At 70.5% G+C, this 12,116-nt stretch carries 15 protein-coding genes; 4 read left to right on the top strand and 11 right to left on the bottom strand.

The genetic code is table 11. From position 1 onward, the window contains the following. Nucleotides 1–35: 35 nt before the first annotated feature. Together minC and SLW56_RS02740 are read right to left on the bottom strand one after the other, a co-directional pair. Entirely contained in the window at nt 36–797 is a 762-nt protein-coding gene (gene minC / locus SLW56_RS02745; protein WP_148828815.1) for a septum site-determining protein MinC, read from the bottom strand. A gap of 2 nt (nt 798–799) precedes the next feature. Continuing rightward, a complete protein-coding gene (locus tag SLW56_RS02740) occupies nt 800–1,393 on the bottom strand; it encodes a GNAT family N-acetyltransferase (protein ID WP_010341204.1) in 594 nt (197 codons plus the stop codon). 140 nt (nt 1,394–1,533) lie between these two features. Between SLW56_RS02740 and SLW56_RS02735 the strand changes: the two genes are divergently transcribed. From SLW56_RS02735 to SLW56_RS02720, 4 genes are all read left to right on the top strand, one after another. Then, entirely contained in the window at nt 1,534–2,724 is a 1,191-nt protein-coding gene (locus SLW56_RS02735; RefSeq protein ID WP_152240199.1) for a sensor histidine kinase, read from the top strand. Continuing rightward, nucleotides 2,724–3,365 carry a response regulator transcription factor gene (locus SLW56_RS02730; protein ID WP_017907693.1) on the top strand — a complete coding sequence of 214 codons (642 nt, stop codon included), beginning with the start codon at nt 2,724–2,726 and terminating at the stop codon, nt 3,363–3,365. The genes SLW56_RS02735 and SLW56_RS02730 overlap by 1 nt, the downstream gene beginning before the upstream one ends. Nucleotides 3,366–3,822: 457 nt before the next feature. Continuing rightward, nucleotides 3,823–4,989 carry a polyketide cyclase gene (locus SLW56_RS02725; protein ID WP_320694317.1) on the top strand — a complete coding sequence of 389 codons (1,167 nt, stop codon included), beginning with the start codon at nt 3,823–3,825 and terminating at the stop codon, nt 4,987–4,989. Between the two features lie 101 nt (nt 4,990–5,090). Continuing rightward, nucleotides 5,091–5,462: a DUF423 domain-containing protein gene (locus SLW56_RS02720; RefSeq protein ID WP_267093667.1), complete on the top strand. Its 372-nt coding sequence runs from the start codon at nt 5,091–5,093 to the stop codon at nt 5,460–5,462. A 58-nt stretch (nt 5,463–5,520) separates the two neighbouring features. Here the strand turns inward: SLW56_RS02720 and SLW56_RS02715 are convergent, their stop codons facing one another. The 9 genes from SLW56_RS02715 to SLW56_RS02675 all read right to left on the bottom strand — a co-directional run bounded on the left by SLW56_RS02715 (nt 5,521) and on the right by SLW56_RS02675 (nt 12,104). Continuing rightward, nucleotides 5,521–6,957 (bottom strand): FAD-binding oxidoreductase, encoded by a 1,437-nt coding sequence (locus SLW56_RS02715; RefSeq protein WP_320694316.1) that lies wholly within the window; start codon nt 6,955–6,957, stop codon nt 5,521–5,523. A 40-nt stretch (nt 6,958–6,997) separates the two neighbouring features. Further along, a complete protein-coding gene (locus SLW56_RS02710) occupies nt 6,998–7,594 on the bottom strand; it encodes a hypothetical protein (RefSeq protein WP_267093669.1) in 597 nt (198 codons plus the stop codon). Then, nucleotides 7,591–8,400: a D-alanyl-D-alanine carboxypeptidase family protein gene (locus SLW56_RS02705; protein WP_267093670.1), complete on the bottom strand. Its 810-nt coding sequence runs from the start codon at nt 8,398–8,400 to the stop codon at nt 7,591–7,593. The genes SLW56_RS02710 and SLW56_RS02705 overlap by 4 nt, the downstream gene beginning before the upstream one ends. An 82-nt stretch (nt 8,401–8,482) precedes the next feature. Next, on the bottom strand, nt 8,483–9,301 hold the full coding sequence (locus SLW56_RS02700) for an APH(3') family aminoglycoside O-phosphotransferase (RefSeq protein ID WP_152240195.1): 819 nt from the start codon (nt 9,299–9,301) through the stop codon (nt 8,483–8,485). Between the two features lie 246 nt (nt 9,302–9,547). Then, the gene (locus SLW56_RS02695; protein ID WP_320694315.1) at nt 9,548–10,141 is read right to left on the bottom strand and encodes a hypothetical protein; all 594 of its coding nucleotides are present in this window, start codon (nt 10,139–10,141) and stop codon (nt 9,548–9,550) included. Then, nucleotides 10,138–11,463, bottom strand: coding sequence for an alpha/beta fold hydrolase (locus tag SLW56_RS02690; RefSeq protein WP_267093672.1), 1,326 nt, complete (start codon nt 11,461–11,463; stop codon nt 10,138–10,140). Before SLW56_RS02690 ends, SLW56_RS02695 begins: the two co-directional genes overlap by 4 nt. Before the next feature lies 1 nt (nt 11,464). Continuing rightward, the gene (locus tag SLW56_RS02685) at nt 11,465–11,641 is read right to left on the bottom strand and encodes a DUF4177 domain-containing protein (protein WP_267093673.1); all 177 of its coding nucleotides are present in this window, start codon (nt 11,639–11,641) and stop codon (nt 11,465–11,467) included. Beyond that, entirely contained in the window at nt 11,638–11,817 is a 180-nt protein-coding gene (locus SLW56_RS02680) for an Arc family DNA binding domain-containing protein (protein WP_148828821.1), read from the bottom strand. The genes SLW56_RS02685 and SLW56_RS02680 overlap by 4 nt, the downstream gene beginning before the upstream one ends. Then, nucleotides 11,814–12,104, bottom strand: coding sequence for a hypothetical protein (locus tag SLW56_RS02675; RefSeq protein ID WP_267094141.1), 291 nt, complete (start codon nt 12,102–12,104; stop codon nt 11,814–11,816). The genes SLW56_RS02680 and SLW56_RS02675 overlap by 4 nt, the downstream gene beginning before the upstream one ends. Between the last annotated feature and the right edge of the window lie 12 nt (nt 12,105–12,116).

The raw sequence follows: 12,116 nt of genomic DNA, 5'->3' as shown, positions 1-12,116 counted from the left end.
GGACTATCTCCTGATACGTTCGAGGTTGGGCCGCGTCAGTCTTGCGCGGCGATCATGATCTGGTCCTGCTCCAGCCAGACCTGGACGGCCTTGCCACGCAGTTCCTTGGGAATATCGTCCAGCACCTTGTAGTGGCCGGCAATGGCGACCAGTTCGGCGTGGAAGTCGCGGCAGAAGATCCGCGCCTCGGTGTTGCCCTGGGCGCCGGCCAGCGCACGGCCGCGCAGCGTGCCGTAAATGTGGATGCTGCCGTCGGAGATCACCTCGGCGCCGGCGCCGACGGTGGCCACCACGGTCAGGTCGCAGTTCTCCGCATACAGCTGCTGCCCGGAGCGCACCGCGCTCTTCTGCATGCGCCCGGGTTGCGGCCGTGCCGCCGGAGCGGGCGGCGGCGGAGGCGGGGGCGGCGGCGAGACCGGTGCCGCCGCCGCAGCGGGCGCGCCGCCATCGAAGCGCTCGTACTGTGCGCGGAACTTGGCCAGCAGCGGCAGCCCCAGCGCCACCGACAGCTCCTCGATCTCGCGGGTGCCGTAGGCCAGCGCCACCGGCAGCACGCCGGCGTCGCGCAGGCCGTCCAGCAGCGCCTGCGCGGTGGCCACGTCAGGGGTCTGTGCCAGCCCGCCGAAATCGATGATCACCGCGGCACGGCCGAACAGCTTGGGCGCGCGCTGCACGCGCTCGCGCATCTCCTGGCTCAGCCGCGCCACGTCCAGCGTGCGCACGCGCAGGTTGGCGATGCCGACCTGGCCGATCTTCAGTTCGCCGGCCTGCTCGAAGTCCAGATTCACCGACGACACGCTCAGGTCCCGGTCGGGCGCTGCGCCCGCTGCAGACGATGGGCGTGGCCGGCCCAGGGCAGGTCGGGCAGGGTGTCGCCGTAGGTTTCGCGCACCCAGGCGTAACTGCACAGATCCTTCAACAGCATGCTCGCACGCACCTCCACTTCGTTCATCGTGTTCTGGCCCACTTCGCGGAAACCGAAGCTGCCATGGAACAGCAGCGCCGCATCGGCGCCGTGATCCAGGAAAACCTCGCACGCCAGTTGCGGGTAGCGCAACTCGGCGTAGCTCTGCACGTCGGCGTAGAACGCCCGGCCGACGCCGCCGCCGCGGCGGCGGCTGGCCACCACGATGCGGTCGATATAGAAAAACTGCGGGTAGCGCTCGCGGAACCAGGCGAAGTTGCTGCTGTCGTGGTCGCTGTCGCTGCCGAAGCCGACCAGGAAGCCGGCCAGGTTGCCGTCGCGCTCGGCGACGCGGAAGTACTCTGCGGTTTCGTAGAAGCGGTGCAGCTTGGCCGAATCCAGCGGCAGGATCGCCAGTCCGGCGTTGTTGTTCAGGGCCAGGACCGAATCGAGCTCGTGCTCGCGCACGTCGCGGATGACGATCGACATTGAGACTCCATTGCTGATGCGCGCGCGGCCCCGTGCGGACCGCAGGGGCGGATTATCGCACGCGCGACCCGGGGCGGCGAGCCGCGCCGGCATGACTTCCGTGGGAGTGCAATGCGCGCCGTTCATCCTAAGATGGCTGCATGTTGGGATATCTCAGCCATACCCGCGTCCTGCGCTATGCCGGCCTGTTCACCTGGGCCGTCATCTGCATGCCGTTGCTGTACCTGTACTGGGAGCCGGTCGAGGAATCGGGGCGGATGCCCAGCGGCGAGGTGTGGCTGCTGCTGGCCAGCTACCTGGGCTTCGGCGTGGTCTATTTCCTGCTGACCCGGCGTCTGCACAGCGGCGACGGCGTGCGTTGGTACGACCGCGGCATGCTGGTGCTGCTGACCATCTGCGCCCTGGCGGTCGGCTACCTGCACCGCTCGGGGCTGGGCAGCATCCTGATGATGGTCGCGGCCGGGGTGATCCCCTGGCTGCTGCCGGTGCGCGCCGGCGTGGCCTGGCTGCTGCTGAGCCAGCTGGCGGTGCTGCCGGTGTACCTGACCATCGGCTTCCCGCCGTTCGAGGCGCTGATGCAGTCGCTGCTGTACGGCGGCTTTTCCATGTTCATCTTCGTCACCAGCCTGGTCGCGCGCCAGCAGACCCAGGCGCGGGAGGAGCAGCGCCAGCTCAACGCCGAGTTGCGCGCCACCCGTGCGCTGCTCGCCGAGAGCGCCCGGGTCAACGAGCGCACGCGGATCTCGCGCGAACTGCACGACCTGCTCGGCCACCACCTGACCGCGCTCAGCCTGAACCTGGAAGTGGCCGGCCATATCACCGAGGGCCGTGCGCAGGAGCACGTGCAGCAGGCGCATACCCTGGCCAAGCTGCTGCTGACCGACGTGCGCGAGGCGGTCAGCCAGTTGCGCGACAGCGGCGCGATCGACCTGGCGGCGGCGCTGCGGCCGCTGGCCGAGCGGGTGCCGTCGCTGCAGATCCATCTGCAGGTGGAGGAGCCGCTGACCGTGGAGGATCCCGAGCGCGCGCACGTGTTGCTGCGCTGCACCCAGGAGATCATCACCAACGCGGTGCGCCACGCCCAGGCCGACAATCTGTGGATCGAGGTGCGCCGCGACGGCCCGCAGGTGGTGATCCAGGCGCGCGACGACGGCCGCGGTTGCGAGACCCTGGCCCCCGGCAACGGCCTGCGCGGCATGCGCGAGCGCCTGAGCCAGTACGGCGGCAGCCTGGACGTGGCGGCCGCGCCGGGTGCCGGCTTCCGCCTGCGCGCCGCGGTCCCCGGCGCCGCCACCTTGCTGCCGCCTGCCGTTCCCCAAGGAGTGTTGTGATGATCCGTGTGTGTCTGGTCGACGATCAAACCCTGGTGCGGCAGGGCATCCGCTCGCTGCTGGCGCTGGACGGCGGCATCGAGGTGGTGGCCGAGGCCAGCGATGGCCGCCAGGCGGTGGAGCTGATCCCGCAGGTGCTGCCCGACGTGGTGCTGATGGACATGCGCATGCCGTCGATGTCCGGGCTGGAGGCGCTGCAGACGCTGTCGCGCGCCGCCGCGCTGCCGCCGACCATCATCCTGACCACCTTCGACGACGACCAGTTGGTGCTGGCCGGGCTCAAGGCCGGGGCCAAGGGCTATCTGCTCAAGGACGTGTCGCTGGAGCAACTGGTCGGCGCGATCCGTACCGTGGCCGCTGGCGGCTCGCTGGTGCAGCCGGCGGTGACCCAGCGCCTGCTGTCCGGCCTGGAGCATATGCGCAACGACTTCGTCAGCCTGGACCGGCCCGACCCGCTGACCGACCGCGAGACCGAGATCCTGCGGCTGATGGCCAGCGGCTTCTCCAACAAGGAGATCGCCAACTCGCTGGGCGTGGCCGAGGGCACGATCAAGAACCACGTCTCCAACATTCTCTCCAAGCTCGGCGTGCGCGACCGGACCCGTGCGGTGCTGAAGGCGTTCGAGCTGCAGCTGGTCTGACCGAGCAGGATGCCCCCGCCCGGCGCCGCAGGTGGTCTGAACGAGACAGGATGACGGCCGGCGGAGGCGGGTCGCGCGCACGCCGGCCGGGTCCCGTGTCACCGGAGGCCATGCAAACCGTGCCGGCATGGCGTTGTCGCGCCTGTCGCGCGCAGGCAAGTGGTCTGGCCTCGGCTTGGCGTGGCCCGGACACTTCCGGCTGTCCGAGAGTGCCGCCGTTGCTCGATTCGATGCGGGCAGGTCCTGAGTGCGTCGGCCTGTCCGCCGCCGTCGCCGGGACAATGGTCTGGTCGTCCCCAGCGCCGCGCGCACCGGCGTTGCCGGCACCGCGCAAGGCCGTTGCGGCGCGGGGCGAAGCGGCATTCCGTGATGTGCTGACCACGGACAGCGAAGCCTGCTAGGATGGGCGCTTCGCTTCATCAACCCGGCCGTGGGATCGGCCCCGGAGACCTCCTGAATGACCCGTATTATCGAGTTCCTGATCGCCCTGGGGATCGTGGCTGGCCTGTTCGTCATTGTCGGCGTGGTGCTGCCCTCGGAGCGTCACATGTCCGAAAGCGTCGAGACCAATCGGCGCATGACCATCGTCTATGACACGGTCAACAGCCTGCGTCGGTTCAAGGACTGGAACCCCCTGGTGCTGCGCGACCCGCGCATCGAGCTGAAGCTCTCCGGCCCGGAATCCGGTGTCGGCGCGCGCCTGGACTACAGCTCCAAGGAGGGCTACATCGGCAAGGGTAGCTGGACCATCACCTCGACCGAGAAGAACAAGGACGTGGTCATCGCCATCGAGGACGAGACCAAGGGCAAGGACAAGACCACCACCTTCAAGCTCGAGTCGACCGGCAAGAACGGCCGCAACGTGAAGATCACCCAGGACTACACCGTCAAGTACGGTTGGGACCTGCTGGGTCGTTACGCCGGCCTGTACGTCAGCCGCCATGTCGGCGACGACATCAAGCTGGGTCTGTCGCGCCTGAGCAACGTGCTGGCCACCGTGCCGAACGTGGACTACCGCTCCGACGACACCCCGCTGAAGGACCTGAAGGTCGTCGACGTCCCGGCCGAGGACCTGCTGGTGGTCAACGCCGGCAACATCGACCGCGACAACGACTCCATCAAGAAGTCCATCAAGGACAACCAGGAGTGGATCAAGCGAGTGATGGACGCCAACGGCCTGGAAGCGGCCGGTCCGGTGCGCATCGTCACCACCGACTTCGGCTCGGACAAGTACGCGTTCGACGTCGCCCAGCCGGTCCGCAAGCGTGCCGGTGGCGCGCCGAAGGACGACGCCAAGAAGGATGAGAAGAAGGACGACAAGAAGGACGACGTGGCCGCCGCGCCGGTCGATGCCACCCCGTTTGCCGCCTCCGGCGAGCCGCTGAAGGTGACCATCCCGCAGGGCGCCCCGGTGACCTACCTGCGTACCGAAGCGCACCGTTCCGCCTTCGCCAGCTACACCGGCCACATGGCGGGCCTGGATGCGGCGCGCAATGCGCTGCGTGCCTGGGCCGCGACCAGCGGCTACGACGTGACCGACCGTCCGTACGAAGCCTGGAAGGGCGGAGTGGACAAGTCGTTCACGCCGGAAGGCACCTACGACATCTACTGGGCGATCAAGTAAGTCCTGCCCTGGTGGACGAGTGAACCGGAACGCGCCGCATCTTGCGGCGCGTTCTGTTTATGGGGCCGGCAAACGCTGCCGCGCTCCCGGAGGAAACCCTCATGCTGACGTTCGATCGCCGTACGCGCGGGCCGTTCTGGCTGTGCAGTGCCGGCGCGCTGCTGGCGGCCGTGTCCATCGGCCTGTCCGCCTATGCTTCGCACGGCGTGGCCGAGCCCCTGGCGCAATCGCACCTGCAGACCGCGGCGCTGTACGCCTTCGGCCACGGCGTGGCGCTGGCGGCGCTGGGACGCCGCAGCGAGCGCTTGCTCGCCCGGAGTGCGCTGTGCCTGTTGCTGCTCGGCACCGTGCTGTTCTCCGGCAGCCTGGCCGGCAACGCGCTGGCGCAGTGGCCGACGCGTCTGGCGCCGATCGGTGGCACCACGCTGATGCTGGGCTGGCTGCTGTGGGCGGTGGACGCGCTGCGGCGCTGAGGCCGGCAATTCGCCGCATGCCGTCCCGGCCCTGGCAGTGTCGGGCGCGCGTACCGGGCTACGCGCGCGGCAGGTACTTGTCCCACAGATGGTTGCGGAAACGTCCCTCTGGGTCCACCTGACGCTTGATCCGCGCGAACGCCGCTGCCTCCGGATAGGCCGCGGCGAACTGGCGTGTGCTGGCATGCAGGCGGTATGGCAGGTAGTAGCGGCCGCCGTGTGCCAGTGCGGCATCGATCAGCTGCCGCGTCCATATCGCCGAGGCGCGGTCCGCGGCCATTCCGCTGCGCTGCTTGTGGTACAGCACGAACGAGAACACCGGTTGCGTCGCCCAGCGCAGCAACGCCACCGTATCGGCGGGCGAGTGGCGGATGGACACGTTGAGCGCAGTGACCGCGTGGCGACGCAGGATCGCGGCCATTTCCTGCGCGAATGCGGCGAATGCGGGCACCGGCACGAAGTATTCCTGCAGCAGGAAGGTGGATAGCCGCCGGGTGCGCGGTTCCAGCGCATTCGCATCCAGGCTGGCCTGGCAGTTGCGGCGCATGACCGCTGGCGTGTGCAGCAGCGGTTCGGTCTGATAGCGCTCGCGCAGCCACGGGCCTATCGGTAGCTCCGAGGCAGCCCAGATCAGGGTCTGTTCGCGCGCGTAGTCCTGCCCGCGGGGCAGCAACCGGCGGGGCTCGGTCGGTGTCGCGGTGCTGCGTCGCCAGGTCACCGCCAGTGGCCGGTCGAAGCGTGGTGGCATCAGATCGGCGTTGTGCATGACCGCCAGCGGATCGCCGGCGATGCGTTCGGCGAAGAAGGCCGGGTAGTCGGCCAGTGGTAGCTGCTGGACGTGGCGTTCGAGTACATCGTTGTGGGCCAGCGACAGCTCGGCCTCGGTGATCACGCCGAGCCCGCCGTAGCCGCCGATCGCCGCGGCGAACAGCGCCGGTTCACGCTGGCGATCGAGTTCGTGCACGTTGCCTTGCGCATCGACCAGTTGCAGTGCCTGCACCGTGTGCGCGATGGGGCCGGCGTGCAGGTAGCGGCCGTGGCAATTGACCGAGATCGAGCCACCGACGCTGAAGTTGCTGTAGCTCTGCATCACTGCAATCGAAAGATCGTGCGGATCGATCCGGTCCTGCACATCGCGCCAGCGCATGCCGCTGCGCACGCGGATCCGCTGCGCTTCCCGATCCAGCCGCACCACGCCGACCAGGCTGCGCAGATCCAGATGCAGCGAATCGGCGGCACTGACCTGGCCGCCCATGCTGTAGCACGCGCCCCCAACCGACACCGTGCCGTTGCTGTCGCGCAGCAGGGCGGCCACCTCCGCGGTGCTGCGCGGTTGCGCGATACGTGCGACGCGGGTCCGGTCGATGGCGGCGATGTCGCCGACCTCCAGTGGATCCGGGGCGCTGCGGCCGCATCCCGGCAGCGCCAGGGCGGTGCCCGCGCCGAGCAGCGTGGCGCAGGCGGCACGGCGGCTATGATCGATGTGCTCGTCCATCAACGACGCTGTCCTTGGAGCCGATGGGGCAGTGGGTCGCTCAGGGGGCGGCCACCAACTCGATCCGCGTCTGCAGCCGCACCCACGCGTCCTGGCTGGGATCGTTGACCGTGACCTGCACGGTGTAGGTGCCGAGCGGGTCGCTGTCCTCGAAACGCAGTTGCACCGACAGCGGCGCCAGTTCCAGCAGGCCGGCGGCGGCCGGTGGGCCGCCCATGCCCAGCGGCCGCATCGGGTCCTGCAGGGTGGTGCTGCCGTCGGGGCCGAGCACGCGCAGGCTCATCTGCGCATCGCAGGCGCCGCCGTTGTTGGGGCTGGGCGCGCAGCCGGCGTACAGCAGCGCCACGCGCAGCAACTGGCCGCGCTGCACGCGCGCGATCGTGCGCAGGTTCGGCGCATGCGCGGCCTCGGTCTGCCCCCACTCCTGCGCGAACGCGCTGAAGTCGGCGTCGTCGGCGATCTGCAGTGCGGCGGCGAAGGCCTTGTCGTGGCCGCGCTCGGCGCTGTCCGGCAGCGCCTGGCCCTGCCGGTCGTGCCATTGCGCGGCGGCGCAGGTGGGCAGGGCCAGGGCCAGCAGGGTCAACGCCCGCCAGGCGGCGGTGCCGGCGCGCGGCCGGCGGGTATCGGAACGGGTCATGCGCAAGCGGCCTCCTGCCAGCACCAGTGCCAGGGTTCGTAGACGATGCCATGCGGGTTGTCGCGCGGATAGCTCATGCGGTAGCCGAAGGCGCCGGCGTGGTCGTGCAGCCAGGCGAAGGCCGGCGTGCGCTCGAAACTTTCCTCGGCCGGCGGCTCGCCGGGTGTGCCGATGTCCAGGGCGTGCCCGCTGTGGTGCTCGCTGAAGCCCGGCGCGGCATTGACCGCGAGGATCTGCTCCAGGGTCTGCCTGCGGGCGAACTTGCGCGCGAAGATGCCCAGTTGATACGCGTGGCTGCGATAGCCGGAGATCGCCTCCAGCACCACGCCATCGCGCGCGGCGGCATGGCGCAGTGCGTGCCAGGCGCGTGCGGCGCCGGCGCTCAGCCACAGCGGGCGTCGGTAGCGGTCGTCGCCGGCCGCGTGCAGGGTGGCCGGTTCCGGCTGCAGCGGCAGGCCGGTGCGTTGCGCGTAGGCGTCGGCGGCCAGGCCCAACTGGTCCAGTTGCTCCTGCAGCGCGTGCAGCGGCAACCAGGTCTCATCAGCCGCCATCGTGCCGCGTGCGGGCAGCGCGTCGAGCCGATCCAGGGCCGCGTCGATGCCGGGTTCGTGCATCAGTCGCGGCACCAGCGCGTGCAGTCCGTGTGCGTTCGCGGTCGCCAGGTAGCGCCCGTCGTGCTTGCGCCGCAGCAGCCAGGTCGCCTGCGTGAGCTGGCGCGCGTCGGCGTTGCTGCGCGCGCGCAGTCGCGCGGCCGGTAGCAGTTCGATGGTCTCGGTGTTGAGCAGCAGGCTGGGGACGGTGCGCATCGGCACAGGGTAGGGCCAAGCAGCGCGGGCGGCCAGTCGTGGGGCGATCCTGCCGCGTTGCACACGACGCGGCAGACGCGGCTCAGAAGAACTCGTCGAGCAACTGGTGGAACTGCAGCCGCGTGAGGTCCGGCGTGGCGATGCCGTACGCGGCGAAGAAGCGATCGGCGAGCGCCGGGTCGAATTCGTCCAGGCAACTGGCCAGGATCGCCAGGTCCTGGTACGGGTCGGCGACGCCGGCGCGGCCGAGGTCGATCACGCCGACCACGTGGTCTGGCGCATCGAGCAGGATGTTGTCCAGCGAGTAGTCGCCGTGGCACAGCACGCGCTCGCTGGCCAGCGGCAGCAGCGCGGTCATCGCCTGCCACACCGCCTCCGCCGACCAGCCGGCACGCGCCTCGTTGAAGTCCTCGGTGTCGACCAGGCCCGCCTGCAGCCGGCGTTGCGCAGCGGCCAGGCGCAGCGGGTGAGTGGCGTCGAACGGACAGGTATCGATCGGCGTGGCGTGGAAGCGGCGCAGGAACTCGGCCAGCGCCTGCGCGATGCGTTGCGCCTGCGCGGGCGCGTCCTGCAGCCATTGGTAGGCGGTCCTGCCCGGCAGCGCTTCGCTCAGCAGCCAGGCGCCGGCGGCGTCGGCCTCGAAATGCAGCACGCGCGGCACGCAGCCCGTTCCGCGCAGCCAGTGCAGCCGCGCGAACTCGTCTACCACGTCGTCGTGCGAGGCGCCGGTGCCGCGCTTGAGGTACAGGTCCGGCGTGCCGGTGCCGCCGAGCCGATAGACCATGGCGCCTGCTTCGCCGACCAGATTGCGGTGCCAGTGCAGGCCGTGCAGCCGCGCCGACAGCGTCGGCGGCAGCGCCGGTGCGGTGGCGGGAGTCTCGCGGGGCGCGGTGTGGTCCATCGGACCGATCCTTGAGGCGTCATGTGGAGGCGGCGTCGTCGCCGTCGTCGCGACGCGCGCGGCTGGCGACGAGGACGCGCGTGGCTGGTGTTCCAGCATATATCGCTTCGCGTACGCCAGAACGCTCGACGCGGTGTGCTCCACGGATCGGGCGCGTCGCGCGGCGAGACCTTGCCGCACCGCGCAGCATGTCGTGCCCTGCGCGGCCGGTCGCAGCAGCGACCGACGCGGCGAGGCCCGCCGGACTCAGGCCATGCGGCGCGCCGTGCCGCGCGTGTCTTCGCCGCAGTGTGCTTGTGCCGCGAGTGTCTGCCATTCCTGCAGCACCTGCCTGGGGTGTTCGACGCTGAGCAGCAGCCAGCCGCCGGCGTGCAGCGGAACGGCCAGGACGCGATCGCTGCTGATCAGGCAGAACGCCTTGTGCCCGTCGCGGGTGCGGTAGTGGCCGGCATGGAAACCGCGGTAGCCGAAACCGAGCAGCTTCAAGGCCGGCTTGAAGCCGGTGTGCTCGGACAGCGCGATCACGCGCGCGTCCCCCAGGCGCAGCGCCGCCAGCGGTACGCGCTTGGTCAGGAACGTCGCACGCACGTCCACCAGGCCCTCGTGCAGCAGCACGCGCTGCCGCGCGAAGGTGGCGGTGCCGGCCACGCCGATCAGCGCCAGCAGCCCGAAATGCCACCACAGCGCACCAGGCCGCGCGGCATGCAGCGCGAAGGCAGCGATCACGGCGGCGACGAGCAGCAGCGGCAGCCACAGCCACAAGGCCAGGCCCAGCCGATGCGCCGGCGCCACCGGATACCGCCGTGCCGGGGAGGGCGACGTGGAGCGCAGCCGGCTCATGGTGTGGCGCCGTGGCTGGCGGGCAGGGCGCGCACCCAGGCGGCGACATCGGCGATCAGGGCCAGGTCGACGTGGCCGGGCGTGGCGTACTCGGCCGGTCCGGGGGCGCCGCTGCCGGCGATGCCCAGGTGGTTCAGTGCGGCGTAGCGGTGCAGGGTGGCATGCGGATCGTCGGCCAGCGCCTGTTGCCACCGCTGCCAGTCCGGCGCGGTGACCTGGAAATCGCGCTCGCCCTGCAGCCACAGCACCGGCATCGGCCCGAGCGCGCGGACGTCGGCGACCGGATCGATCTGGTCGAACGCGCGCCAATAGGTGGCAGGTACGTCCAATGGCGAATCGCTGCGCGCGACCTCGCCACTGCCGCGGACCTTGGCCACGCGGCGCTCAAGCTCGGCCAGCGCCGCCTGCCGCTGCGGCGACGGTGGATGTTCCTGGCTCAGCAGGTAGCGGTTCTGCTCGATCAACAGGTCCAGCAGCGGTCGCGCCGGCGCCGCCCACAGCACGATGCCGGCGGTCTTGCCGGAGCGGCGCGCGACGCGGGCGGCGAGCATGCCGCCCTGACTGTGGCCCATGACCACGATGCGCGCAGGGTCGATGCCGGGCGTGCGCGCCAGCGCCGCCACCGCGGCGACGGCGTCGTCGGTGGTCTCGTCGTCCATGGTGAACCCCTGGTTGATGCGCCCGGCAAAGCTCTCCGGCAAGGCGAAGGTGCGCTTGTCGTAGCGCAGCACCGCGATGCCCTGTGCGGCAAGCCCGCGGGCGACGTCGAGGAACGGACGGTTCGGGCCGATGGTCTCGTCGCGGTCCTGCGGGCCCGAGCCGTGCACCAGGACCACCGCCGGGAACGGACCCTTGCCTGCCGGCAGGGCCAGCGTGCCCGGCAGCGGACCGACCGCAAACGCCTGTTCGCTGAAGCCGGCGTCGGCGGCGGGCGGCGCCGGCGCCGGCGGTGGTGCGGGAGTGAACAGCAGGCCGGCGATCTTGCCGTCCGCGTCGATCGACACATGCGCCAGCAGTGCGCCACGCTCGAACTGCAGGCGCTGTTCGATCACGCGCAGCCCGTGCTGCTCGCGTTCGCTGGCCGGGCCGCGCTGCTGCAGCGCGCCCAGTTGCGTGGACAGCGTGCGCCAGGCCTGGGCCAGCTTTTCGGGTGGCACCGCCTTGGCCATCGCCGGGGTGAACTCGGCCTCGACCGCGGCCAGGTCGCCGGCCTGCAGGCGATCCAGCAGCGCGCTGGCGGTCTGTTGCGGCGCCGCAGCCAGCGCCGTGAGCGGTGCCAGCAGCGCCGTCAGCAAAGCCGCGAGGACCCGATGCCGGCGCATGTCAGACCTCCCGCTTGAACAGCAGCAGCGGCTTGGTGCCCGGTAGTGCGATGACGTTGACCAGTTCCCAGCCGAGCTTGCCGTGCTTGTTCAGGTCGGCCTGCAGTTCGTCCAGTTTCAGGCCCAGCATCAGCGTGGTCTTGGCCTCGACGGTGAGGTACTCCCAGCGCTTGCTCATGAGGTGCGTTCCTTGTCGTCGCCGGGCTTGGGCAGCCGGCCCGCCTTGCGCAGCGCGTCGCGCAACACGTATTCGATCTGCGCGTTGAGGCTGCGCAGTTCGTCGTCGGCCCAGCGCTGCGCCGCCGCCAGCACGTCGGCGTTGATGCGCAGCGGATAGGCCTTCTTCTCGCTCATGACCGCTCCTGCCGCGCGGCGTCGCTGCGCCGCAGGTGCAGCAGCATCGACACGATCAGCGCGTTCACCACCAGCAGCAGTGCGATGGCCACCGCATAGACGCCGGCGCGCTGGCCGCCGGTCCAGTACAGCGCCGCGGCGCCGAGCAGGATCGCCAGGCCGATCAGCGCCCAGCGCAGGCCCAGCCCGCGCGCGCGGTCGTCGCCCTTGCCGCCGACCCAGGCGGCGATGACCAGGGCCGGCAGGCCGGAGAAAGCGAGCGCCAGCGGCGCGATGGCGGCGTGCATGGACATCGGCAC

It is taken from the genome of Xanthomonas sp. LF07-6 (genome assembly GCF_034105445.1).
Taxonomy (GTDB): Bacteria; Pseudomonadota; Gammaproteobacteria; order Xanthomonadales; family Xanthomonadaceae; genus Xanthomonas_A; species Xanthomonas_A sontii.
Note: the sequence above shows the minus strand (reverse complement) of the source record. Positions and strands in the feature narration are given on the sequence as shown.